Annotated in this window: 23 protein-coding genes; 13 read left to right on the top strand and 10 right to left on the bottom strand. The window is 54.3% G+C overall.

Annotated elements, in window-relative coordinates; all coding sequences use genetic code 11:
* Positions 1-48: 48 nt before the first annotated feature.
* Together ABLU67_RS03555 and yeaG are read right to left on the bottom strand one after the other, a co-directional pair.
* Positions 49-1,332 carry a YeaH/YhbH family protein gene (locus ABLU67_RS03555; RefSeq protein ID WP_004138302.1) on the bottom strand — a complete coding sequence of 428 codons (1,284 nt, stop codon included), beginning with the start codon at positions 1,330-1,332 and terminating at the stop codon, positions 49-51.
* A gap of 131 nt (positions 1,333-1,463) precedes the next feature.
* Positions 1,464-3,398: a protein kinase YeaG gene (gene yeaG / locus ABLU67_RS03550; RefSeq protein WP_004121478.1), complete on the bottom strand. Its 1,935-nt coding sequence runs from the start codon at positions 3,396-3,398 to the stop codon at positions 1,464-1,466.
* 427 nt (positions 3,399-3,825) lie between these two features.
* On the opposite strand from yeaG, the gene ABLU67_RS03545 reads away from it, so the two are divergent.
* Positions 3,826-4,572 (top strand): MipA/OmpV family protein, encoded by a 747-nt coding sequence (locus ABLU67_RS03545; RefSeq protein ID WP_004850021.1) that lies wholly within the window; start codon positions 3,826-3,828, stop codon positions 4,570-4,572.
* A 92-nt stretch (positions 4,573-4,664) separates the two neighbouring features.
* Positions 4,665-5,519, top strand: a complete 855-nt coding sequence (locus ABLU67_RS03540) for an aldo/keto reductase (RefSeq protein ID WP_049082148.1) — start codon at positions 4,665-4,667, stop codon at positions 5,517-5,519.
* Positions 5,520-5,617: 98 nt separating this feature from the next.
* On the opposite strand, the gene ABLU67_RS03535 is transcribed toward ABLU67_RS03540, so the two are convergent.
* Together ABLU67_RS03535 and gapA are read right to left on the bottom strand one after the other, a co-directional pair.
* Positions 5,618-6,502, bottom strand: a complete 885-nt coding sequence (locus tag ABLU67_RS03535) for a D-hexose-6-phosphate mutarotase (RefSeq protein WP_014838178.1) — start codon at positions 6,500-6,502, stop codon at positions 5,618-5,620.
* 74 nt (positions 6,503-6,576) lie between these two features.
* Entirely contained in the window at positions 6,577-7,572 is a 996-nt protein-coding gene (gapA, locus tag ABLU67_RS03530; protein WP_004138295.1) for a glyceraldehyde-3-phosphate dehydrogenase, read from the bottom strand.
* Between the two features lie 338 nt (positions 7,573-7,910).
* Here gapA and msrB point away from each other — a divergent pair, with 338 nt between their 5' ends.
* The gene (gene msrB / locus ABLU67_RS03525) at positions 7,911-8,324 is read left to right on the top strand and encodes a peptide-methionine (R)-S-oxide reductase MsrB (RefSeq protein WP_004121465.1); all 414 of its coding nucleotides are present in this window, start codon (positions 7,911-7,913) and stop codon (positions 8,322-8,324) included.
* A 42-nt stretch (positions 8,325-8,366) separates the two neighbouring features.
* Positions 8,367-8,642, top strand: a complete 276-nt coding sequence (locus tag ABLU67_RS03520) for a YeaC family protein (protein WP_004850031.1) — start codon at positions 8,367-8,369, stop codon at positions 8,640-8,642.
* A gap of 60 nt (positions 8,643-8,702) precedes the next feature.
* On the opposite strand, the gene yajD is transcribed toward ABLU67_RS03520, so the two are convergent.
* Both yajD and ABLU67_RS03510 read right to left on the bottom strand, forming a co-directional pair.
* Complete coding sequence (gene yajD, locus ABLU67_RS03515; RefSeq protein WP_004138290.1) at positions 8,703-9,047, bottom strand: HNH nuclease YajD; 345 nt, start codon at positions 9,045-9,047, stop codon at positions 8,703-8,705.
* A gap of 100 nt (positions 9,048-9,147) precedes the next feature.
* On the bottom strand, positions 9,148-10,401 hold the full coding sequence (locus tag ABLU67_RS03510) for a glycoside hydrolase family 18 protein (protein WP_064358726.1): 1,254 nt from the start codon (positions 10,399-10,401) through the stop codon (positions 9,148-9,150).
* 325 nt (positions 10,402-10,726) lie between these two features.
* On the opposite strand from ABLU67_RS03510, the gene ABLU67_RS03505 reads away from it, so the two are divergent.
* From ABLU67_RS03505 to ABLU67_RS03470, 8 genes are all read left to right on the top strand, one after another.
* On the top strand, positions 10,727-11,803 hold the full coding sequence (locus ABLU67_RS03505; RefSeq protein ID WP_032749518.1) for a zinc-binding dehydrogenase: 1,077 nt from the start codon (positions 10,727-10,729) through the stop codon (positions 11,801-11,803).
* Positions 11,804-11,830: 27 nt separating this feature from the next.
* Complete coding sequence (locus tag ABLU67_RS03500) at positions 11,831-13,210, top strand: MFS transporter (RefSeq protein WP_064405363.1); 1,380 nt, start codon at positions 11,831-11,833, stop codon at positions 13,208-13,210.
* 17 nt (positions 13,211-13,227) lie between these two features.
* On the top strand, positions 13,228-14,271 hold the full coding sequence (locus tag ABLU67_RS03495) for an NAD(P)-dependent alcohol dehydrogenase (RefSeq protein ID WP_064405365.1): 1,044 nt from the start codon (positions 13,228-13,230) through the stop codon (positions 14,269-14,271).
* 24 nt (positions 14,272-14,295) lie between these two features.
* Entirely contained in the window at positions 14,296-15,132 is an 837-nt protein-coding gene (locus tag ABLU67_RS03490) for a ketose-bisphosphate aldolase (protein WP_348852164.1), read from the top strand.
* A gap of 4 nt (positions 15,133-15,136) precedes the next feature.
* Positions 15,137-16,084 (top strand): sugar kinase, encoded by a 948-nt coding sequence (locus tag ABLU67_RS03485; protein ID WP_032749515.1) that lies wholly within the window; start codon positions 15,137-15,139, stop codon positions 16,082-16,084.
* Between the two features lie 9 nt (positions 16,085-16,093).
* Positions 16,094-17,077 carry an aldo/keto reductase gene (locus tag ABLU67_RS03480; protein WP_032749514.1) on the top strand — a complete coding sequence of 328 codons (984 nt, stop codon included), beginning with the start codon at positions 16,094-16,096 and terminating at the stop codon, positions 17,075-17,077.
* Between the two features lie 133 nt (positions 17,078-17,210).
* On the top strand, positions 17,211-17,969 hold the full coding sequence (locus ABLU67_RS03475; RefSeq protein WP_014228959.1) for a DeoR/GlpR family DNA-binding transcription regulator: 759 nt from the start codon (positions 17,211-17,213) through the stop codon (positions 17,967-17,969).
* Positions 17,970-18,110: 141 nt separating this feature from the next.
* The gene (locus tag ABLU67_RS03470; RefSeq protein WP_064405371.1) at positions 18,111-19,469 is read left to right on the top strand and encodes an MFS transporter; all 1,359 of its coding nucleotides are present in this window, start codon (positions 18,111-18,113) and stop codon (positions 19,467-19,469) included.
* A gap of 37 nt (positions 19,470-19,506) precedes the next feature.
* On the opposite strand, the gene pncA is transcribed toward ABLU67_RS03470, so the two are convergent.
* The 3 genes from pncA to sppA form a co-directional block, all read right to left on the bottom strand.
* On the bottom strand, positions 19,507-20,148 hold the full coding sequence (gene pncA, locus ABLU67_RS03465) for a bifunctional nicotinamidase/pyrazinamidase (protein ID WP_064407215.1): 642 nt from the start codon (positions 20,146-20,148) through the stop codon (positions 19,507-19,509).
* A gap of 10 nt (positions 20,149-20,158) precedes the next feature.
* Complete coding sequence (ansA, locus tag ABLU67_RS03460; protein WP_004850037.1) at positions 20,159-21,175, bottom strand: asparaginase; 1,017 nt, start codon at positions 21,173-21,175, stop codon at positions 20,159-20,161.
* A 94-nt stretch (positions 21,176-21,269) separates the two neighbouring features.
* On the bottom strand, positions 21,270-23,123 hold the full coding sequence (gene sppA, locus ABLU67_RS03455) for a signal peptide peptidase SppA (protein ID WP_014228962.1): 1,854 nt from the start codon (positions 23,121-23,123) through the stop codon (positions 21,270-21,272).
* Positions 23,124-23,289: 166 nt separating this feature from the next.
* Here sppA and ABLU67_RS03450 point away from each other — a divergent pair, with 166 nt between their 5' ends.
* On the top strand, positions 23,290-23,841 hold the full coding sequence (locus ABLU67_RS03450) for an NAD(P)H nitroreductase (RefSeq protein ID WP_038424334.1): 552 nt from the start codon (positions 23,290-23,292) through the stop codon (positions 23,839-23,841).
* Positions 23,842-24,072: 231 nt separating this feature from the next.
* Here the strand turns inward: ABLU67_RS03450 and phoC are convergent, their stop codons facing one another.
* Positions 24,073-24,819 carry an acid phosphatase PhoC gene (gene phoC, locus ABLU67_RS03445; RefSeq protein ID WP_224384742.1) on the bottom strand — a complete coding sequence of 249 codons (747 nt, stop codon included), beginning with the start codon at positions 24,817-24,819 and terminating at the stop codon, positions 24,073-24,075.
* Between the last annotated feature and the right edge of the window lie 144 nt (positions 24,820-24,963).

The following is a 24,963-nucleotide window of genomic DNA, read 5'->3' as shown; positions in this document are numbered from 1 at the left end:
GGTGGGGTAAAAAAACAGCCAGCGTCTGTGCTGGCTGTCCGGAAAGGCTTAACCGTCCGCTTTTGAGGTTTGCTTATGAAACAGTTCACGGAACACCGGATAAATATCTTCCGGGTCGCGAATATGCTGCATAGCAAAGTTTTCGAAGGTTGACTGCAGGTGTTCATATTCCCGCCACAGCGTCTGATGCGCGCGCCGGGTTATCTCGATATAGCTATAGTAGCGCACCACGGGCAGGATTTTCTTCGCCAGCAGTTCGTGACACAGCGGTGAATCGTCCGCCCAGTTATCGCCATCCGAAGCCTGCGCGGCGTAGATATTCCACTGCGCCGGGTCATAGCGCTCTTTGACCACTTCATCCATCAGCTTCAGGGCGCTGGAGACAATGGTGCCGCCGGTTTCCTGCGAATAAAAGAATTCGTGTTCGTCGACCTCTTTCGCCTGCGTATGGTGGCGGATATAAACCACATCAACGTTTTTATAGGTCCGGCTGAGGAACAGATACAGCAGGATGTAAAAGCGTTTTGCCATGTCCTTTGTCGCCTGGTCCATGGAGCCGGAAACGTCCATCAGGCAGAACATCACCGCCTGACTTGACGGTTCTGGCCGTTTTTCGTAGTTCTTGTAACGCAGATCGAAAGTGTCAATGAACGGCACGCGGTCAATTTTCGCCCGCAGTTCGGCTATCTCTTTACGCAGCCGCTCTTCTTCCAGCAGCTGCGCCGGTTCGCTTTTGCTAATGGTGTCCAGGTCTTCTTCCAGCGCGTGCAGTTCCCGGCGTTTACCGGCGGTCATCGCCGTGCGGCGCGCCAGCGAGTTTTGCAGCGAGCGAACGACGCTGATGTTAGCGGGCACACCGTTAGCGGTATAGCCCGCGCGATGGGTTTTATATTCCGTCAGCTGACGCTGCTGGTTTTTTTTCAGGTTCGGCAGGGCGAGATCTTCAAAGAGCAGATCGAGATATTCGTCTTTCGAAATCTGAAAAACAAACTCATCCTGGCCTTCGCCGTCGGCGCTGGCCTGGCCCTGACCGCTGCCTCCACCGCCTCCGCCGCCCTGAGGGCGCTCAATGCGGTCATTCTGTACGAAGTGATCGTTACCCGGGTGTACGCGATTGCGCAGGCCGCCGCGCCCCTGATGAAACATCGGTTCGTTAATATCGTCCGTTGGGATGGAGACGGACTCTCCGCTCTGAATATCGGTCACCGAGCGCTTGTTTATGGCCTCGGAGATCGACTGTTTTATCTGCGCTTTATAGCGGCGCAGAAAGCGCTGCCGGTTGACGGCGCTTTTATTTTTCCCGTTCAGGCGTCGGTCTATGAACCAGGTCATATGCCCTCCTGTACTGCATTTGCCAACTTATGCCCCGGCCATTCAGGCGCCGAAATATGCCTGGCGCTGAATGTCATTGGGTCTTCGCAGTTATTATTAGCCCGGCAGCCGCTGCCTGCCGGGCTGGTCTATCAGGATGATTTACGTACCCGCAGATACCATTCGCACAGCAGGCGAACCTGCTTGCGGGTATAGCCTTTCTCCATCATGCGGTCGACAAAGTCATCGTGTTTTTTCTGCTCATCGGTTGACGTTTTGGTGTTGAAGGAAATCACCGGCAACAGCTCTTCGGTATTGGAGAACATTTTCTTCTCGATAACCGTGCGCAGTTTCTCGTAGCTGGTCCAGTTTGGATTACGCCCGCTGTTGTGCGCTCTGGCGCGCAGCACGAAGTTGACTATTTCATTACGGAAGTCTTTCGGGTTGCTGATCCCGGCGGGCTTCTCGATTTTCTCCAGTTCCGCATTCAGCGACTCGCGGTCAAACAGCTGGCCGGTATCCGGGTCGCGATACTCCTGATCCTGAATCCAGAAGTCAGCGTAGGTGACATAACGGTCAAAAATGTTCTGCCCGTACTCCGAGTAGGATTCAAGGTAGGCGGTCTGGATCTCTTTCCCGATAAACTCGGCGTATTTCGGGATCAGATAGCCTTTGAGGAACTCAAGGTAACGCTCTGACTGCTCCTGCGGGAACTGCTCGCGCTCGATCTGCTGCTCGAGGACGTAGAACAGATGCACCGGGTTGGCGGCGACTTCGGCATGGTCAAAGTTAAATACCCGCGACAGGATTTTGAACGCGAAGCGGGTAGACAGGCCGTTCATCCCTTCATCAACGCCGGCATAATCGCGATACTCCTGATAGGATTTCGCTTTCGGGTCGGTGTCTTTCAGGCTTTCGCCGTCATAGACGCGCATTTTTGAATAAATACTCGAGTTTTCCGGCTCTTTCAGGCGCGACAGAATGGAGAAGCGCGACAGCGTTTCCAGCGTGCCCGGCGCGCACGGCGCATGGGTCAGCTCGCTGTTGTTAAGCAGTTTTTCATAGATACGGATCTCTTCCGAGATACGCAGGCAATAAGGCACCTTGACGATATACACGCGGTCGAGGAAGGCCTCATTGTTTTTGTTATTACGGAAGGTCACCCATTCCGATTCGTTGGAGTGGGCGAGGATAATCCCGTTGAACGGCAGGGCGGAGATCCCTTCGGTACCGTTATAGTTGCCTTCCTGCGTCGCGGTCAGCAGCGGATGCAGCACCTTGATAGGCGCTTTAAACATCTCGACGAACTCCATCAGCCCCTGGTTGGCGCGGCACAGAGCGCCGGAGTAGCCGTAGGCATCCGGGTCATTCTGCGCGTAGTGTTCCAGTTTACGGATATCGACTTTACCGACCAGCGCCGAGATGTCCTGGTTGTTTTCGTCACCGGGCTCGGTTTTGGCGATGGCAATCTGCGCCAGGATTGACGGCCACACTTTCACCACGCGGAATTTCGTGATGTCGCCGCCGAATTCATGCAGACGCTTGGCCGCCCACGGCGACATAATCGTCCCCAGATAGCGGTTTGGAATGCCGTACTCTTTTTCGAGGATTTGCGCATCCTCCTGCGGGTTAAACAGACACAGCGGATGGTCGTTGACCGGGCTGCGCTCACCGTTTGCGCTGAGCACATAGATAGGGACGCGCTGCATCAAGGACTTCAGGCGTTCGGCAAGCGATGATTTACCGCCGCCCACGGGGCCCAGCAGATACAGAATCTGTTTCTTCTCTTCCAGCCCCTGAGCGGCGTGTTTTAAGTAAGAAACAATTTGCTCAATGGCATCTTCCATACCGTAAAACTCTTCAAAGGCCGGGTAGCGCGCGACGACCCGGTTTGAAAAGAGACGGGATAGCCTGGGTTCGAGGGCCGTATCGACCATGACCGGCTCACCGATGGCCATCAGCAATCTTTCTGCTGCGTTAGCATAAGCACTGCGATCTTGCCGACAGATGGTAAGAAACTCCTGCAGTGTGAACTCTTCGTCCTTGGCAGCTTCATAGCGCTGGCGATAGTGATCGAATATATTCATGGCATGCCGTCCTTTCGTTTTTAGCACAGGTTGAGAGCCGTTCATATGAATAGTGGGAGCCCCCGGAAGAGGTAAGCTGCACAGCGCTCTCTGAATCTCCAGCAACCCTTATGCCAGGTTGGCGAAGTCTCGGGATAACGTGCCCCGCATTTACTTCTTCTAAATTAAAGCGTAGATGCATTTGGAAAACTTGCATGGCGCAGAAAATCAATTTCAATGACTTATCAACAACTCATCCGGAAAAGCAGCGTCTCATTCGCACTTCGGGTTTCGCCGCGTCATGACGCTGTCATTCAGCTGTCAGCAGGTGGTCATCTGATGATGAGAATCTGGTGAATTCAGTGTAATGACTGGTAAAGAATTTGAGGCATGACGTATACAACGTTAAACTGCCTGCGCTAATAATTTGACAACAGGAATATGGATCGTGACTAAAATCAAACTTCTGGCACTTGGTGTGTTGATTGCGACTTCAGCATCCGCCGTACACGCTGAAGGGAAGTTCACTTTAGGGGCGGGTGTAGGCGTCGTTGAACATCCGTACAAGCAATATGATGCTGATGTTTACCCGGTGCCGGTGATTAATTACGAGAGCGATAACTTCTGGTTCCGCGGCCTGGGCGGTGGCCTCTACCTGTGGAATGATACCAACGATAAGCTCTCCGTGACCGCCTACTGGTCGCCGATGTACTTTAAGCCAGGCGACAGCGATAGCGAGCAGATGCGCCGTCTGGATAAACGTAAGTCCACGGTGATGGCAGGGCTTTCCTACGAACACTATACGCAGTACGGTTTCCTGCGCACCGCGCTGTCGGGGGACACCCTCGATAACAGCAATGGTATCGTGTGGGATCTGGCCTGGCTGTATCGCTATACCAACGGCAACCTGACGCTTACGCCGGGTATTGGCGTGGAGTGGAACAGCGACAACCAGAACGAGTACTACTACGGTGTTTCGAAGCATGAATCGAATCGCAGCGGCATGCGCAGCTACGATCCGGACAGCAGTTGGAACCCGTACCTTGAGCTGTCGGCTAACTATCGTTTCCTCGGCGACTGGAGCGTATACGGCGTGGCGCGCTATACCCGCCTGTCTGACGAAATTACCGATAGCCCGATGGTGGACAAATCCTGGAGCGGGCTGATTTCAACCGGGATCACTTACTCCTTCTGATAGTGCATTATTACAGTGCAATTTGTGCATCAAAACAGGGCGTAAAGCCCTGTTTTGCATTACGGTGGTGCAATTAAACACAGGAGCATGTCATGGCAGAAAGGACCATCCGTTTTGGCGAGCATTCAGCGGTTCCGCTCATAGGGCAGGGGACCTGGTTCATGGGCGAAAACCCGGCTCTGCGCGCGCAGGAGTCTGCTGCACTACGCGCGGGCATCGATCTTGGCCTGACGGTGATCGATACGGCGGAAATGTACGCCGACGGCGGCGCCGAAGAAGTTGTCGGCGAAGCCATTCGCGGGCAGCGCGAGCGCGTGGTGCTGGTGTCTAAAGTCTATCCGTGGAATGCTGGCGGTCGCAAAATAGCCAGCGCCTGCGAGGAGAGCCTGCGCCGCCTCAATACCGACTATCTGGATCTCTACCTGCTGCACTGGCGTGGGGACTATTCATTGCAGGAGACGGTTGCGGGTATGGACGCGCTCGTTGCGCAGGGAAAAATTCGCCGCTGGGGCGTATCAAACCTCGATTACGATGATATGCAGGAACTCTGGCAGGCGGACGGCGGCGAACAGTGCGCGACCAATCAGGTGCTCTACCATCTGGCCTCCCGCGGTATTGAACATGACCTGCTGCCGTGGTGCCAGCAGCAGCGGCTGCCGGTGATGGCATATTGTCCGCTGGCTCAGGCCGGTCGACTGCGCAATGGACTTTTAAATCATTCCGTTGTGAAAAATATTGCGCAGGAGCGGGGCGTAACCGCGGCGCAGATTCTGCTGGCGTGGGTGATTAGCCACCGGGGCGTAATGGCGATCCCGAAAGCGTCAAGCATTGAGCATGTCAGGCAAAATGCCGCGGTGCTGGATATTGTGCTGAACGATGAGGAGCTTGCGCTTCTGGATAACGCCTACCCGGCGCCAGCCAGAAAAACGCCGCTGGATATGGTCTGAACAAGCGTTAAAGAAAAGCCCCGACTTCGCGGGGCTTCAGCTGCCATCCGGCAGATATGGCGCACACGCGGTTAACCCGTGGGCCAACCTTTCTGGCGTTAGCGTTTCACCACGCGAAGGGTTTGCGTCAGGCGCGAAGGTTTCTCTTCGCTGGCCTTCTGCGTTTCGGTCACGCAGCAGGTTTCTACACAAACGAAGGTCTTGTAACCATCATCCGGCATGTCGCCCATGCTGACGGAAAGCGCCGGGCCCGGGTTCCAGGCCACTACGTTGCTGTTGTGATGATGCGTAACGTCGATGTTGCGGTTCAGCGCATCGTCATGAATCACGCTGCAGGTTTCGGCATTCAGATAGACGCGGTCGGTACGATCGGGAAAAGTCTCTGTGCCGTTGCTTAATACGCCTTCTTCCGCATTTTTCACTTTATCAATATAACGGTCGCCCAGACCGCTGACTTTCACTGCCGCAATGTCGCCGACGTTGAAATAGGTATGCAGGGCTGACGTGGTTTCAAATTCGCCGTGCGCCTCCAGCTCAATTTCGCAGGTTTTGCCCAGCTTAAAGCGCGCCAGCAGGGTGAACTCGTGCGGCCAGTACTGGCGGGTGGCGTCGCTGCTTTTCAGTGCAAAGGTCAGCACCACGCCGTTGTCGTCTTCATCGTGCCCTTTCAGGGCCCACGGCAGGTTGCGGGCGAAGCCGTGGGAGGGCAGACCCTGCTGAGCAGAAGGACCAAACCACGGCCAGCAAATCGGCACGCCGCCGCGCAGGGCAACGCCGTTTTTAAATGGGGTGTTGCCGCTGAGCCACAGGACTTCTTCTTCGCCAGCGGGCTTCCAGGAGAGCAGGTGAGCGCCCTGGAAAGCCACGGACGCTTTCACCTGCGGATGGTCAACGACGATCAGCTCCAGGTCATCAAGCTGGCGGCGGGAAAGTACAGGGGTAAGCTGTTCGATAACCGGGAGGGCAAAAATTTTATTAATCATTACGCAATCCTTTATCTTTAGACAAAAAAAAGAGCGACCGAAGTCGCTCTTACAGATTACTGTCTCATCTCAACTTATTTGGAGATGTGAGCAATCAGGTCCAGAACCTTGTTGGAGTAACCAGTTTCGTTATCGTACCAGGAAACCAGTTTCACAAAGTTGTCGTTCAGAGCGATACCCGCTTTGGCGTCGAATACGGAAGTGCAGATTTCACCGTTGAAATCGGTGGATACCACGTCGTCTTCGGTGTAGCCCAGAACGCCTTTCATTGCGCCTTCGGAAGCAGCTTTGATTGCTTTCTTAATTTCTTCATAAGAAGCAGCTTTTTCCAGACGAACGGTCAGGTCAACAACGGATACGTTCGGAGTCGGAACGCGGAACGCCATACCGGTCAGTTTGCCATTCAGTTCTGGCAGAACTTTACCTACAGCTTTAGCAGCGCCGGTAGAGGACGGGATGATGTTCTGAGCTGCGCCGCGGCCGCCGCGCCAGTCTTTGTGAGACGGGCCATCAACGGTTTTCTGAGTCGCGGTGGTTGCGTGAACGGTAGTCATCAGACCTTCGATGATGCCGAAGTTGTCGTTGATAACTTTTGCCAGCGGAGCCAGGCAGTTGGTGGTGCAGGATGCGTTGGAAACGATGTCCTGGCCTTCGTATTTGTCAAAGTTAGCGCCTTTAACAAACATCGGAGTGTTGTCTTTGGACGGGCCAGTCAGTACGACTTTTTTCGCGCCAGCGGTGATGTGTTTACGAGCGGTTTCGTCGGTCAGGAAGATACCGGTTGCTTCAGCAACAACGTCAACACCCACTTCGTCCCACTTCAGGTTAGCCGGGTCACGCTCAGCGGTAACACGGATTTTTTTACCGTTAACGATCAGATGACCGTCTTTCACTTCAACGGTACCGTTGAAACGGCCGTGAGTGGAGTCATACTTCAGCATGTAAGCCATGTAGTCAGCGTCTAACAGGTCGTTGATTGCAACGATCTCGATGTCAGAACGTTCCTGAGCAGCACGGAAAACAATGCGACCGATACGGCCAAAACCGTTGATACCTACTTTGATAGTCATATATTCCACCAGCTATTTGTTAGTGAATAAAAGGTTGCCTGTAAAATTACAAAAACCTTACGCAGCGTCAAGCGGAATCGTGTCAATCATTGCGACAAATCAATCCAGAGCATGCCTTTGCGCGGTCGATTTATCCCACTTTCCCTTTGAGCCCAATTCCATATGGGGGCTGCGCCCGGAATTTTAAAGGTCACTGAAGATAAAAATGTGATATTCATCACAATTGTGTGGCTGCCTTTTGGCGTCGCCTAAGTTTAGAACAAAAGTGCACGCTTCATTGTTAATATTTTGTTAGAATTGACGTGAAAAGTTGTCCTTTCACAGCGAGAAGCAAGCCAATGTCGAATAAACCCTCTTCGGACGAGCTCAAAAAAAATTTGAGCGAGATGCAGTTTTACGTGACGCAGAATCACGGTACTGAACCGCCGTTCACCGGGCGGTTGCTCCACAACAAACGCGATGGCGTCTACCACTGCCTGGTGTGCGATGCCGCGCTGTTTCACTCGCAAACCAAGTATGATTCCGGCTGCGGCTGGCCAAGCTTTTATGAGCCCGTCAGCGATGACGCTATCCGCTACCTTAATGATTACTCCCACGGTATGCAGCGCACGGAAATTCGCTGCGGAAACTGCGATGCTCACCTTGGGCACGTATTCCCGGATGGTCCACAGCCCACCGGAGAGCGTTTTTGTGTTAATTCGGCCTCATTAAGCTTCACCAATGATGAAAACGGTGAGCAAATTAAGGGTTGAAAAAACGATTCAGCAAATTATTCCAAACGGGGTTGGCGGAAGATGGAAATTGAGCGGATTATTGACGGTATGACGCCGGAAGTTTATCAGCGCCTGGCGACGGCGGTTGAGCTGGGTAAATGGCCGGACGGCGTGGCGTTGACTGACGAACAGAAAGAGAACTGTCTGCAGCTGGTGATGCTCTGGCAGGCGCGATACAACGTTGACGCGCAGCATATGACCATCGATACCAACGGGCAGATGGTGATGAAGAGTAAACAGCAGCTGAAAGTTGACTTCGGCATTACGCCGCAGCCTATCGCGACCTTTAAATCCTGAGGCTGAAAAGGCCTGCGTCAGCCCGGCTAACTGCGCGCCGGGCTCTGAGGCATCACAACGTTACTTCTTGTTCATCATCGCTTTAAGATCGGCGAAGGGGTTATATTTCGCTTCGCCGACGCTTTTCTGCGCATCTTCGCCAGCAACCACCGTCGAGCCATACAGATCGGCTTCGGTGTATTTTGAGTGCTCATGATCGTGACAGTACAGGCACAGCATCTCCCAGTTGCTACCATCTTCCGGGTTATTGGAGTGGTCGTGGTCAATATGGTGTACCGTCAGTTCACGCAGGTTTGAATAGACAAACTCTCGCGAGCAGCGTCCGCAGACCCAGGGGAAGAGCTTCAGCGCTTTTTCGCGGTAACCGACTTCCAGACGGGCGTAGTTTTTCGGGATATAAGCCATAATACCCATGCCTTTTGTTGCAAATGAAAAGCTGCGCCGGAGCCGGCGCAGCGGAATGGGGTTATCATAACCTATTGTGCTGGCGCTGACACCGCGCAGATCAGCGTTTGATCCCCAATGACTCGGCCAGCTGTTTCGCTAACTGATTCTGGTCATCGGCGCCGTACTCCCAGAACATCGCGCCACCCAGCCCCTTGCTCTTGATGTAGTCAGCTTTGATGGCCACCGAGCGCGGGTTCTCATACGAAAGCGCAAAGAGGGCTTGACCGTCGGCGGACTGCACCGACAGCCACGGTACCTTCGCTTCATCATCCCAATGCTGAGTAAAGCGCTTCTGCGGATCGTTGATTAACTTCGCCACGATATCGTTATATTTCACATAGGTATCTTTGGTCAGATCGACGCCCAGCGATTCGAACAGTTCAATCTGTTGAGCCGCAAAGTAGGGGCGGGTGGCCGGGTTTTTCTGCGCGTCCGGCTTGCTCCAGTCAATACCCGGCTCGACGGCGCGTTTGGGTATCCGGCCATAGAAACCAATCCCCAGGTTCATCTGGCTCGCCTTTAGACCGGCGGCAAGGTAGTTGTTCACTATAAAGTCCGCGCTGTACTTATCCGCTTCGGCGACCGTCGGCCAGCGGGTTGAATCATACAGGTTGGAATTGAAGTACTGGGTACCGTAGGCCAGGTCGTAGGTCATCAGGTTGATGTAGTCGAGCGATGGTGCAATGGCTTTGACGTCCACCCAGCTTTTTGGGCTCTCCGCGTTGGCGCCTACGGCGATGGTCACCAGTTTTTTATTACCGACCGCCGCGCGCAGCTCTTTCAGCAGGGCGGTAAAATTATCGCGATCGGCCGGTTGGCTGGCGACCAGCCCCCACGCGCCGTTGACCGGATACTCCCAGTCCAGATCGATCCCATCGAGACCGTATTTTTCAATAATCGCCTGAGCGGACTGAATAAACACCGCCCGGGTTTCCTTCGTCGCCGCCGCGCCGGAGAATCCGCGCGCTCCCCAGCCGCCGACGGAAAGCAAGACTTTCAGGTTCGGGTTCTGCTGGCGCAAGCGGGGGATTTTCTGTAAATCAGCCTGCACTTTCGGCGACAGCCAAATTTGATGCAGCTTGCTCGGATCTTTCAGGGCGGTGTTGGTTTCGTCTTTTTCATCGTTGTAAACCAGACCAAACGAGTAGTTGAGATGGGTAATCTGGCGTACGTCCAGTTTATCAATATCGCCGCCTGGACCGGCAGTGACGTCGCCGCCGCCGTTAAAGTAGCCGACGGACATCAGTGAGTTAGCGGAAACAACGCTCGCGCAGAGCAGGGGTAAAGCTGCCAGTAAAGGCAAAAGTTTCATAGCGGATCCTCTTTGACTTAAAAGTGACATTGAAAAGCAAACACGCCACGGAAATGGCGTGGCGAAAAAAACAGCTCGTGCAGCCTAGCATCTTCCGCTGCGCAAAAATGCGAAGCGGTTCACGGCTGCATTAGCGAAGCGGTAGTGAGACGACGTCCTTTTCTTCACTTCAATCATCTCCCTCGACGAATTTTACCGTATTTGTGATCTGAGTTGTGAAATGCAGATCAATATCTGTGTTTTAAAGATTTAATATTGACCTCAAAGATTCTGTGGTTAAGTATGGCCTTCACTGATGCAAAATCATTAAACAAAGGAAAACGCAATGAAAGCACTGGCAAGATTTGGTAAGGCCTTTGGCGGCTATAAGATGATTGATGTTCCGGAGCCGGCGTGCGGACCGGATGACGTGGTGATTGAAATCAAAGCCGCCGCCATCTGCGGCGCGGATATGAAACACTACAACGTGGACAGCGGCTCCGATGAATTTAACTCCATTCGCGGTCACGAATTTGCCGGTGCAATTGTCCGGGTTGGCGAAAAGGTCAAGGACTGGAAGGTCGGCCAGCGGGTGGTTTCTGACAACAGCGGGCACGTCTGCGGCGTGTGTCCGGCCTGCGAACAGGGCGATTTTCTGTGTTGTACAGAAAAAGTGAATTTAGGCCTGGACAACAATACCTGGGGCGGCGGATTTTCGAAATACTGCCTGGTGCCGGGGGAGATCCTCAAAATTCATCGCCACGCGCTGTGGGAAATCCCGCCGGGCGTTGATTACGAAGAAGCTGCGGTGCTGGATCCTATCTGTAATGCCTATAAATCGCTCGCCCAACAATCCAGGTTTCTTCCCGGTCAGGACGTGGTGGTTTTCGGTACCGGTCCATTAGGGCTATTTGCCGTACAGATGGCGCGCATTATGGGGGCCGTTAATATTGTGATGGTCGGTCTGGAAGAGGACGTCGCGGTGCGTTTCCCTGTTGCCAAAGCGCTCGGGGCAACGGCGGTCGTCAACGGTTCATCCGAAGATGTGGTCGCCCGCTGCCAGGCAATCTGCGGTAAAGATAATCTGGGGCTGGTTATCGAATGTTCCGGCGCCAATATCGCTCTCAAACAATCCATCGAAATGCTGCGCCCCAACGGTGAAGTGGTGCGCGTGGGTATGGGCTTCAAACCGCTGGACTTCTCCATCAACGATATCACCGCGTGGAACAAAAGCATCATCGGGCATATGGCCTATGACTCTACGTCCTGGCGCAACGCCATTCGCCTGCTCGCCAGCGGCGCTATCAAAGTCAAACCAATGATCACGCACCGCATTGGCCTGTCGCAATGGCGCGAAGGGTTTGACGCCATGGTCGATAAAACCGCCATCAAAGTCATCATGACTTACGACTTTGATGAATAACCCCCGTGATAAAAGGAACGTTATCCGATGGAACAGATAGCAAAACCGCACTGCGGCGCCAGGCTGGATCGCCTGCCTGACTGCCGCTGGCACTCTTCAATGTTTGCCATGGTCGCTTTCGGATTACTGGTCTGCTGGAGTAATGCCGTTGGTGGATTAATTCTCGCGCAGTTAAAAGAGCTCGGCTGGACCGACAATTCGACTACCGCCACGTTCTCCGCCATTACCACGGCAGGTATGTTTCTCGGCGCGCTCGGCGGCGGCATCATCGGCGATAAAATTGGGCGTAAAAACGCGTTTATTTTGTATGAAGCGATTCATATTATCGCCATGGTCATTGGGGCGTTTTCCCCGAATATGAGCTTCCTTATTGCCTGTCGTTTTGTCATGGGCGTGGGATTAGGCGCGCTGCTGGTAACCTTATTTGCCGGTTTCACCGAATATATGCCCGGCAGAAATCGCGGAACCTGGTCCAGTCGGGTCTCGTTTATCGGTAACTGGTCTTATCCGCTCTGTTCGCTAATCGCGATGGCATTAACGCCGCTAATTAGCGCGGAATGGAACTGGCGCGTGCAGCTGTTGATCCCGGCCGCGTTGTCGCTGATAGCTACCGTGATTGCCTGGCGCAGTTTCCCTGAATCCCCCCGCTGGCTGGAGTCGCGCGGGCGCTATGCGGAAGCTGAGGAGATAATGCGGGCCATTGAAGGGCGGGTGGCTCGGCAGACGGGCAAGCCGCTGCCGCCGGTAGTTATCGATGATGACGGCAAACCGCCGCGCGCCGTTCCTTATTCGGCCTTATTAACGGGCGCATTGCTGAAACGGGTTATTTTAGGCTCCTTCGTGCTGATAGCCATGAACGTCGTCCAGTACACCTTAATTAACTGGCTACCGACGATATTTATGACCCAGGGTATTAATCTGAAAGACTCAATTGTCTTAAATACCATGAGTATGTTCGGCGCGCCGTTCGGAATTTTTATCGCCATGCTGGTGATGGATAAAATTCCCAGAAAGACGATGGGTGTAGGCCTGTTAGTGTTAATTGCCGCGCTGGGATATATCTATTCGCTGCAAACCAGCATGCTGCTGATTACGTTAATTGGCTTCTTCCTGATTACGTTTGTCTATATGTACGTCTGTTACGCCTCGGCGGTTTATGTTCCGGAAATATGGCCGACTGAAGCGAAGCTTCGCGGGTCGGGTCTCGCGAACGCGGTGGGGCGAATCAGCGGTATCGCCGCGCCTTATGCGGTGGCGGTACTGCTTAACGGCTATGGCGTAACTGGTGTGTTTGTGCTGCTGGGGGCCGTCTCTATTATTGTCGCTATCGCTATTGCAACCATCGGAATTGAAACCAAAGGCGTCTCTGTCGAAAGTCTCGGTATTGATGCAGTTACCAGCAAATAATATTGACGGGAAATAAAATGAAAAATTCAAAAGCGATATTAAAAACACCGGGCACGATGAAAATTATCGCTGCCGATATCCCGGTACCCAAAGAACATGAAGTGCTGATCAAAATTGAATACGTCGGAATTTGCGGTTCAGATGTCCACGGTTTTGAGTCGGGGCCCTTTATTCCGCCGAAAGACCCTAATCAGGAAATTGGTCTGGGACACGAATGCGCCGGTACGGTGGTGGCCGTAGGCAAAAGCGTGAGCAAATTTAAGCCGGGCGACCGGGTGAATATTGAACCCGGCGTGCCGTGCGGCCACTGCCGCTACTGCCTGGAAGGAAAATACAATATCTGTCCCGACGTCGACTTTATGGCCACGCAGCCAAATTATCGCGGCGCGCTAACCCACTATTTATGCCATCCGGAGAGCTTCACTTACAAACTGCCCGATAACATGGACACCCTTGAAGGCGCTTTGGTGGAGCCTGCGGCGGTTGGCATGCATGCCGCAATGCTGGCGAACGTCAAGCCGGGCAAGAAAATCGTCATACTTGGCGCAGGCTGTATTGGCTTAATGACCCTGCAGGCATGCCTTTGCCTGGGGGCAAGCGACATCGCGGTGGTTGATGTGCTGGAAAAACGCCTTGCCATGGCCGAACAGCTCGGAGCCAAAGTCGTTATCAACGGCGCGAAAGAGGACACCGTTGGGCGTTGCCAGCAGTTCTCCGGCGATATGGGGGCCGATGTTGTTTTTGAAACGGCCGGGTCTGCCATCACCGTTAAGCAGGCTCCTTACCTGGTGATGCGCGGAGGAAAAATCATGATCGTCGGTACGGTTCCCGGTGATTCAGCCATCAATTTCCTCAAAATTAACCGTGAGGTCTCGATTCAGACCGTCTTCCGCTATGCCAACCGCTATCCGGTCACCATAGAAGCGATCTCCTCCGGGCGTTTCGATGTGAAATCGATGGTGACGCATATTTATGATTTTGAGGATGTTCAGCGCGCGTTTGATGAATCCGTTAATAACAAACGCGAGATTATTAAAGGTGTTATTAAAGTTAACCATTAATGTATTGCAAAGGGAGAAACAACCATGCTGGCAGATATTAAATATTGGGAAATTGATGCCCAGAATAAACATTATGCGATTGCCCACTTTAACGTGTGGAATGCGGAAATGCTGATGGGAGTTATTGATGCAGCGGAAGAGGCTAAGTCGCCGGTGATTATCTCTTTCGGTACCGGATTTGTGGGCAATACCTCGTTTGAAGATTTTTCGCATATGATGGTTTCGATGGCCAAAAAGGCGTCGGTTCCGGTGATTGCTCACTGGGACCACGGGCGCAGCATGGAGATAATCCACAACGCCTGGGTCCACGGCATGAATTCGCTGATGCGCGACGCTTCAGCCTTTGATTTTGAAGAGAACATTCGCCTGACCAAAGAGGCGGTGGATTTCTTCCATCCGCTGGGTATTCCGGTTGAGGCGGAGCTGGGGCATGTGGGGAATGAAACGGTCTACGAAGAAGCGCTGGCGGACTATCACTATACCGACCCGGATCAGGCGGCGGAGTTCGTCGAGCGTACCGGATGCGATTCGCTGGCGGTGGCGATTGGCAACCAGCACGGCGTCTATACCTCAGAACCGAAATTGAATTTTGATGTAGTGAAACGCGTGCGCGAGGCGGTATCCGTTCCGCTGGTGCTACACGGCGCGTCCGGCATTAGCGACGCGGATATTAAGCAGGCCATTTCGTTAGGTATTTCGAAGATTAACATCCATACCGAACTGTGCCAGGCGGCGATGGCGGCGGTACAGGAGAACCACAATCAGCCGTTCCTGCACGTAGAACGTAAAGTTCGCAAAGCGGTGAAAGCGCGCGCGCTGGAGAAGATCAAACTGTTTGGTTCTGACGGGAAAGCGGAATGACAATATGGATAATATCGAGGTTATTTGTCTGGGTGCGGCTATCGTAGATATTCCTCTGCAGCCGGTGAGTAAAAATATCTTTGATGTCGACTCTTATCCGTTAGAACGCATCGCCATGACCACCGGGGGAGATGCCATTAATGAGGCCACTATTATTTCCCGACTCGGTCACCGAACAGCATTAATTAGCCGGATAGGGAACGACGCAGCAGGACATTTTATTCTTGAACACTGCCGCCGGGAGAATATTGATATCCATAGCCTGAAGCAGGATAGCGAAATCGATACCTCAATTAACGTGGGCTTAGTCACCGCCGATGGCGAGCGTACTTTTGTGACTAACCGCAACGGGAGCCTGTGGAAGCTGAATATTAACGATGTTGATTTTGACCGCTTCTCTCAGGCAACGCTGCTGTCGCTGGCGAGCATTTTTAATAGCCCGCTGCTCGACGGCAAAGCGTTAACGGAGATCTTCATTCAGGCCAAAGCGCATGGGTTAATTATTTGCGCCGATATGATTAAGCCGCGGCTTAACGAAACCCTTGAGGATATTCGTGAGGCGCTGAGCTACGTCGATTATCTGTTTCCCAATTTTGCCGAGGCAAAACTGCTCACCGGCAAAGAGACGCTGGATGAGATTGCCGACTGTTTCCTGAGCTGCGGCGTAAAAACGGTCGTCATCAAGACCGGTAAGAGAGGCTGCTTTATTAAGCGTGCCGATATGAAAATGGAGGTTCCGGCGGTTTCTGGCATTACCGCCATCGACACCATTGGCGCGGGCGACAATTTTGCCTCGGGATTTATCTCCGCGCTGCTGGAAGGCAAGCCGCTGCGCGACTGCGCGCTGTTTGCTAACGCAACGGCCGCGATCTCGGTGCTTAGCGTAGGCGCCACCACGGGCGTGAAGAACAGAAAGCTGGTTGAACAACTTCTCGACGAATACGAAGGGTAATAGCAGCAGATGAAAATGATTCCTTTAGGCAGTACGGATATGACGCTTTCCCGCATGGGATTAGGCACATGGGCCATTGGCGGCGGCCCGGCATGGAACGGCGATCTCGACCTGCAGATATGTATCGATACCATTGTTGAGGCGCATCGCTGTGGGATCAATCTGATTGATACCGCGCCGGGCTACAACTTCGGCAACAGCGAAGTGATTGTCGGCCAGGCGCTTAAACAGCTTCCGCGCCGTGAAGTCGTCGTCGAAACCAAATGCGGTATCGTCTGGGAGCGGACGGGTAGCCTGTTTAACAAGGTCGGCGATCGCCAGCTGTACAAAAACCTGACGCCCGAGTCGATTCGCGAAGAGGTGGAGGCCAGCCTGCAAAGGCTGGGTATCGACACCATTGATATCTATATGACCCACTGGCAGTCGGTGGAGCCCTGCTTTACGCCAATTGCGGAGACCGTCGCCACGCTGAACGCGCTAAAGAAAGAGGGCAAGATTCGCGCCATCGGCGCGGCGAACGTCGATGTCGGGCATATCAGGGAGTACCTCAAACACGGCGAGCTGGATATCGTGCAGGCCAAGTACAGCATTCTTGACCGGGCGCTGGAAGCCGAGCTGCTGCCGCTCTGTCAGCAGAACGGTATTGTGGTGCAGGTCTACTCGCCGCTTGAACAGGGGCTACTGACCGGCACTATCGGCCGTGATTATGTTCCCGGCGGCGCGCGTGCTAATAAGGTCTGGTTCCAGCGGGAAAATATGCTGCGCGTGATTGATATGCTTGAGCAGTGGCAGCCGCTGTGCGAAAAATACCGCTGCACCATCCCCGCGCTGGCGCTGGCGTGGATTTTAAAGCAAAGCGATTTAATCACCTTACTCAGCGGCGCCACGGCGCCCGAACAGGTGCGTGAAAATATTGCCGCGCTGACCATCGCTTTGACGGATGATGATTCATTATTGATGAGACGAATGGCGGAAGCGGTGGAGACAAAATAAGAGCGGCATCATTGACCTCTGTTTCTGTGTAAAAGAATATTGGAATCTGCTATTCGGATATGTTATTTTGAAAACAAACATGTCCTGGCAGAGGCCAGGGGGTTATTACTTTGCGGGAAACAGAGGTGTTATCGTGGCGGCAAAAGACAGGATTCAGGCCATTAAGCAAATGGTGACTAACGATAAGAAAGTGGCGGTTTCTAATTTAAGCGCAATTTTTCAGGTCACTGAGGAAACCATACGCCGCGATCTGGAAAAGCTCGAAGATGAAGGTTTTTTGACCCGAACGTACGGCGGCGCGGTATTAAATACCAGTGCTTTATCCGACAATATTCATTTTTATAAACGGGCAAAGTCTCATTTTGAAGAGAAGCAAATTATTGCCCGTAATGCCTTGCCGTTTATTAAAAATAAAACCACCATGGCTGCCGATTCCAGCAGTACGGCGATGGAGTTATTAAAGCTGCTAAAGGAGAGAAACGATCTCACGCTGTTAACCAACTCGGCGGAAGCATTTCATGAGCTGGCGCAGTCGGAAATAAACGTTGTTTCTACCGGCGGAGAACTGAATAAGAACACGCTGTCGCTGCAGGGGCGAATCACCAAGGAAATTATCAGTCGTTATCATGTAGATATTATGGTAATGAGCTGCAAAGGCCTCGATATGCAGAGCGGGGCGCTTGACTCGAACGAAGCGGAAGCGGAAATCAAGAAAACCATGATTCGCCAGGCAGCCGAAGTAGCTCTGCTGGTCGATCACTCCAAATTCGATCGTAAAGCGTTCGTCCAGCTGGTGGATTTTAGCCATATTAATTACCTTATCACTAATAAGGCGCCGGGTGCACAGTGGATTGCATTCTGTAAAGAAAATAATATTCAACTGGTTTATTAACTTCGCCGTTGGTGGTGTCGATATTGTTTTCGTTTGCACTTGGGTAATGCCATAAAAATTTAATGATGACGGACGGCGCGGCAAAAGTGACCCTGCCGCCAACGCCATACTTTATAATTTAGCTGAATTTGAGGCATCCAGATGGAACAATGTGACCCTATCGGCGCAAGATTAGACCGCTTACCCTTGTCGCGATTTCATTTTCGTATTTTTGGCATTATTAGTTTTAGTTTATTAATCACCGGTTTCCTCAGCTATTCCGGTAACGTGGTGCTGGCAAAATTAGTCAGCAACGGCTGGTCAAATAATTATCTCAATGCGGCATTTACCTCGGCGCTGATGTTTGGCTACTTTATCGGCTCGCTGACCGGCGGTTTTATTGGGGACTATCTCGGACGACGCAAAGCTTTTCGCGTCAATTTACTGATCGTCGGGATCTCTGCCTGTGCGGCAACCTTTGTGCCCAATATATACTGGCTTATCTTATTCCGCTGTCTGATGGGCTGCGGGATGGGCGCGCTGATTATGGTGGGCTATGCCTCATTTACCGAATTTATTCCGCCCGCGGTACGCGGCAAATGGTCCGCCCGACTGTCGTTTGTCGGCAACTGGTCGCCCATGCTGTCGGCGGCCATCGGCGTTGTAGTGATCGCTTTTTTAAGCTGGCGGATGATGTTTCTGCTCGGCGGTGCGGCTATGCTGTTGGCCTGGTATCTGTCGGGGATGTATTTTATTGAATCCCCACGCTGGCTGGCCGGCAAGGGACAACGACATGCGGCTGAAGAACACCTCCGGCAGGTGGAGTCGCAAATCGAGAAAGAGAAAAACATCACATTACCGTCCTGGCAGAGTACTGCCCCGGTTGCGGAGCCGTGCGCGGAAAGCGGCTCTTTCTGGCTGCTGTTTAAAGGTCAGATGCTGCGGCGAACGCTGGTGGCGATCACGGTACTGATCGCCATGAACATTTCGCTCTATACCATCACGGTGTGGATCCCAACGATTTTCGTCAATTCGGGGATCGACGTGACGAAATCTATCTTGATGACCGCGATAATGATGGTTGGGGCACCGGTGGGGATATTTATCGCCGCGCTGATTATCGACCGTTTTCCGCGGCGATTATTTGGCTCATTTCTACTGATAATTATTGCGGTGCTCGGCTACTTCTATTCGATTCAAACCGCAGAGTGGGCCATCTTAAGCTATGGTCTGGTGATGATATTTTTCCTGTACATGTACGTCTGCTTTGCTTCAGCGGTATATGTGCCGGAGCTGTGGCCAACGCATCTCCGTCTGCGCGGTTCAGGTTTTGTTAACGCGGTAGGCAGAATTGTCGCCGTATTTACCCCTTACGGCGTCGCTATCCTGCTGACCCGCTACGGCGCGATTACCGTATTTATGGTTCTTGGTTTATTGCTGGCGCTTTGCGCGCTGATTCTGTTTTGTTTTGGCATCGAAACGCGCAACGCGTCGCTGGAAGAGATTTCCGCTCTGGCCTGAGATAACGCGCCGACAGGACAATGCCTGTCGGCGTATTTCATGCGTGGGTTTCCAGCCAGTCGTCAAGGGTATAGAGAGTTGCGCCCGCGGCGGCCATCTCCATAAACGCCAGATTGCTATCCTGCGGCTGAATATTCACCCCGCGGCAGCCGTCGGTAATCACGTTGACGGTGTAGCCCAGATTGAGGGCGTCAAGCACGGTAAACTTGACGCAGTAGTCGGTGGCGAGCCCCAGCACCGTTAGCTCGCTAATGCCGCGCTCGCGCAGCCATGCATCGAGCTGCGTTTTCTGCCGGTGGCCGTTGTCGAAAAAGGCGCTGTAGCTGTCAATGGCCGGATTTTCCCCTTTGTGGAACACGGCGGCAATATCCTGCTGTTTGAGCAGCGGATGCAGCGCCGCGCCTTCGCTATTCTGCACGCAGTGATCCGGCCAGAACGTCTGCGCCAGGCCATCAAGCTCACCCTGGGCATAGGGTTCGACCTGATGCTGACTGGCAAAGCTGCCGTGGTTCGCCGGGTGCCAGTCCTGGCTGGCAACTACCGTTTCTCCCCGCGCCAGGCTCCAGTCTATAAGCTGGTTGGCGACGTCCACCGTGCTGTCGCCCTGCGGGACGGCTAGCGCGCCGCCGGCGCAGAAATCATTTTGTAAATCGACCAGTAGCAGCGCGCGCTGGGTCATGTGCTTCTCCTTACTCATCGGGTGTCAGTTCGCCGCGCAGATTCTCCTGCATGGCGTGACGGATAGCCGCCACGTCCAGATCCTGGCTCAGCAAATAGTGTAGCTTGGTCAGCGTGGCCTCGACGGTCATATCAAATCCGCTAATCACGCCAGCCTGCGCCAGCGCGTTGCCGGTGGCGTAGCCGCCCATGTTGACCTTGCCGGACATACACTGGGTCAAATTAATCACCACGATACCGCGCTGGCTGGCTTCGGCCAGGACCTGAATAAACTCGCCGTTCTGCGGCGCGTTACCGACGCCATAGGAGCGCAGGATCAGCGCTTTGACCGGCTGGCGCAGGAAGTTGCGCACCACGTCGGCGGAAATGCCGGGATAAATCGTCACCACGCCAATCGGCTGCGGCGTGATAGGGTGCACCACCAGCTCGCCGCTGCCGTGCGGCGCGGGAGGCGTGCCGAGCCGGCGAATATGGATACCGGCTTCCAGCAGCGGCGCCAGGTTGGGCGAGGCGAAGGCGTTAAAGCCGTCGGCATGGGCCTTCGTCGTGCGGTTGCCGCGGTAGAGGCGATTATTGAAGAACAGCGACACTTCGTTAATCGGATAGTTGGCGGCGACGTACAGCGCGTTGAGCAGGTTAATCTGGCCATCAGAGCGCAGTTCGGCAAGCGGGATTTGTGACCCTGTCACAATGACCGGTTTTCCCAGATTCTCCAGCATGAAGGAGAGCGCAGAGGCGGTAAACGCCATGGTGTCCGTGCCGTGGAGGATCACGAAACCATCGTACTGGTCATAATGGTCGCGAATATCGTCGGCGATATGCTGCCAGTCTTCCGGCGTCATATCGGAAGAGTCCATTAACGGGGCGTATTCATGAATGGTGAAGTCCGGCATCTCCGGGCGGTGAAACTCGGGCATCAACGCCAGCTGGCGCTGTAAATGGCCGGAAACGGGGATATAGCCGTGTTCAGAACGCTGCATACCAATGGTGCCGCCGGTATAGGCAACGTAAATAGATTTCTTCTGCATAGCATCGCTTAGGTTAAACGTAGACAGGCGCAGTATAGAGGGGCGGAAGAAAAAATAAAGTAAATGCCGCCCCACGGGATGGGGCGGCAGAGGATTAACGAATATTGGCGCAGGTTAAGCAGAACGCGTAGCGGTTTTGCGGATCGTTGAATGCCGCCAGCTTATCGCTCTCGGTTTTCACCGCATTGGCCGCCGCGGCGACCGGTGCGGGCAGATACGCCTGGACCGCTGCCGGCAGCGCCGCGCGAACGGAACCCGTCAGGCTATCCACCACCATCGAAAAGAAGGTCGGTTCTTCCTGATAGTAGTTGATATGCCACTGTTTCAGCTTCGCCAGCTCGGCGGCTTTTGCCACCGCGTCGTCAAAGTCGCCAAGGCTATCGACCAGGCCGTTCGCTTTTGCATCTTCACCGGTCCAGACGTGGCCCTGAGCGATTTGGTCAATTTTCTCCGGCGTGCTCTTACGCGCGTTCGCCACCAGGGTGATAAAACGCTTGTAGCCGTTTTCGATGCTGAGCTGCATCAGCTGTTGCACTTCCGGAGGCAGCGCTTTGGTGGTTGAGACATCAGCCAGCGGCGAGGTGGCCACGCCGTCGGTATGGACGCCAATTGAGCCGAGGGTATCTTCGACGGTATTGATCACCCCAAAGATACCGATAGAGCCGGTAAGGGTGCTGGGGTTGGCGACGATATAATCCGCCGGGGTGGAGATCCAGTAGCCGCCGGAGGCTGCCATGCCGCCCATTGAGACCACCACCGGTTTACCGGCCGCTTTTGCCGCCGCCAGCTCTTCGCGAATCATCTCGGAGGCGCTGACGCTGCCGCCCGGGCTGTTAACCCGCAGCACGATCGCTTTCACTTTCGGATCGAGGCGCGCGTCGCGGATCTGCGCGGCGGTGGTGTCGCCGCCGACGTTACCCGGCGTTTCTTCGCCATCCATAATCGCGCCGTTAGCAAAGATAACCGCTATTGCGGAACCCTGGTCGGCAGGCGTTTTCAGCGTGTAATCGTAGTAGCTGATTGCGCTGTAGTTGTTGTCCTCCTTACTCCAGCCAAACTGTTTAGTCAGCGCTTTTTCCACCTCGGTAGAGGTGCCCAGCGCATCAACCAGCTTGTTATCCAGCGCGTATTTTGCCGTGTCGCCATCGACTTTACGCAGGCCGTCAATCACGCCCTGAGCGCCGGGGAACAGCTGCTGAGCGGTGATCTGGCGGTTGGCGGCAATGGTATTGAGATAGTTTTGCCACAGCTCGCCAATCCAGCGGCTGTCCGCCTCGCGCGCCGCCGGGGACATATCATCGCGGATAAACGGCTCTACCGCTGACTTATAGGTGCCGACGCGGAAAACGTGGGTCGACACTTTGAGCTTGTCGAGCAGCGATTTGTAGTACAGGCCGTTGGTCGCGAAGCCGTGCAGGTCCACTTCGCCCTGCGGCGAGAGCCAGATCTTATTGGCGAAGCTGGCCAGATAGTACTGACCCTGGCTGTAGCTGCTGCCGATGGCATATACCGGCTTGCCGCTATCGCGGAATTCGCGCAGCGCTTTACCGATATACTGCATCGACGGCTGATCGCCGCCGGCAAAGTCCTTCAGATCCAGCACGATACCGGTGATATTGCGGTCGTCTTTCGCCTGGCGAATTGTCTGCACAATGTCGAACAGCGAGTTTTCCTGCAGGCGATCGGAACTGGCGCCAAACAGCTGGCGGCCAATCACGCCAAGCTTGCTGCTGGCCGAGGGTTTATCGACCACCACGCCGGTGATATCCAGCAGCAGCGCGCCGCGGGTAGCGTGCTCTGTCGTTGTACTGCTGAACTGGGCCCAGATGCCGACGCAGGCCAGCACCAGCACCAGGAAAACCACGTTCAGTGCGAGCTGGCGAATGAAATTGAGCACGCGCCATGTCCATTTAAAAAATCCGGCGAGCAGTCGCCAAAGAGTTCGCATGTATTCTCCCTAACCATAATCAAAAATGGGCGAGCCGCAGGGGCTGCCGCGTCTGGCTATCCTAATGAGAGTGCCGTCGGTTGTCAGCAGGAATCACCCGTTGGGCTGTAACAAAATCCTTGCGCATGTTAATTTTATGAAAAATCACATCACAGGAGTTATACAGATGGATGCTCTCGAACTACTGGTTAATCGCCGCAGCGCTTCACGTCTGACCGACCCGGCTCCGGCGGGCGAACAGCTGGAAAACATCCTTCGCGCTGGCCTGCGCGCGCCGGACCACGGGACGCTGCAGCCGTGGCGCTTCTTCATTATTGCCGATGAAGGGCGCGAGCGCTTCAGCCAGCTGCTGGAAAAAGGCGCGGTGGCGGCAGGGGGAGATGAAAAAGCGATTGAAAAAGCGCGCAGCGCGCCGTTTCGCGCGCCGCTGATCATTGCGGTGGTGGCGCACTGTGAAGATCATCCGAAGGTGCCAAAGTGGGAGCAAGAGATGTCGGCGGGCTGTGCGGTGATGGCCATGCAGATGGCGGCCGTGGCGCAGGGGTTTAACGGCATCTGGCGCAGCGGCGCGTTAACCGAAAGCCCGGTTGTACGCGAAGGGTTTGCCTGCCGCGAGCAGGATAAGATCGTGGGCTTTCTCTATCTGGGGACCCCGCAGCTCAAAGCGTCAACCACCATCGCTTTGCCGGATACCGCGCCGTTCGTGACGCGCTTCTGAGTCCGTTCTCGTTATGCCGGGCGGGCCCGGCTCACCGCCTCCTCGGGGGAAGTAGCCCGGCTAAGCGCAGCGCGAGCCGGGTGGAAGCAGTGTCAGTGTATCAGACTTGACACCTTTCCCGGAGGCGGTGCTGGCGCACCAGTCCGGACTACCAAACCGCGGACGGCTGGGAACCCGTAGCCGAGGCAGAGCGTTTCAGACGCCGCCTCCGGGCATTCAACGGCGACGATGTTACTTCTGTCGTTTCGCGAATTCGTCTTTCGCTTTCTGAAGCTGCTGCTGGAAGGCCGGATTGGTATGCAGCGTGGCGACGACCGCCGAACCGACGATACGCGCCGCGTCTACGTCGCTCTGCCAGTGATAGCCGCAGATCACCCGGCTCTCGCCGAGCTCAAAGCCGCGCTTAAGGATTTCATTTTGCCGCTGGGGATTAATCTCCGCCAGCACCAGCGCGGTGGCCCAGCCGATAGAGGTGTGGCCGGAGGGGTAGGAGCCGTTTTTCGACAGCGTATCCTGTTCCTTGGTGTTACAGGTGGCGACGCCATAAAACGCAAATGGGCGAATGCGCATGTACTTCTCCTTCGCTCCTCGCGTCGCCAGGTCGCCGGCATCTTCAATCATGTTGGTGAGCAGCTTGTGCAGCTCCGGCGCATCTTTGGCGGTAATGGGCGAGCCGAAGGCGCCGGAGAAGGCGTTGGCGACGCCGCCGCCGCTCAGGTTGGCGTCTTCAACCGCCAGCTTACCGCGCTCGGTGCCGCGCAGCAGACGGCCTTTCTCATACATCGCCTGATCGTTTAAAAACGCGATACTGCCCACTTCCGGCGGCGGCGGCAGCAGCCTCAGGCTGTCGATGGCCTGGGCGTTGGTCAGGTAGTAGAGATCGGGTTTTGTGGTGACGTCGTTACCGGCGGGAACCAGGGCGAAAGCGTTAAGGGAGAAGAGACTGGCCAGGCAAACGGCGAGAACACGCTTTTTCATGAAAACTTCCTTACGTTGTTATATGTCCAGAGAAAACAGAATTTATGCTTGTCATATTTCTGTCATTTTTTAGTAAAGGGTAAAATCACGTTGAAAAAGCGGGGCCGCATCGCAAAATCGGTTTTTTGTCTGCTTAATGAGCAA

It is taken from the genome of Klebsiella sp. GN_Kp190 (assembly GCF_040061795.1).
GTDB classification, from domain to species: domain Bacteria; phylum Pseudomonadota; class Gammaproteobacteria; order Enterobacterales; family Enterobacteriaceae; genus Klebsiella; species Klebsiella michiganensis.
The sequence above is the reverse complement of the archived record's forward strand: the minus strand, read 5'-3'. Positions and strand labels throughout refer to the sequence as shown.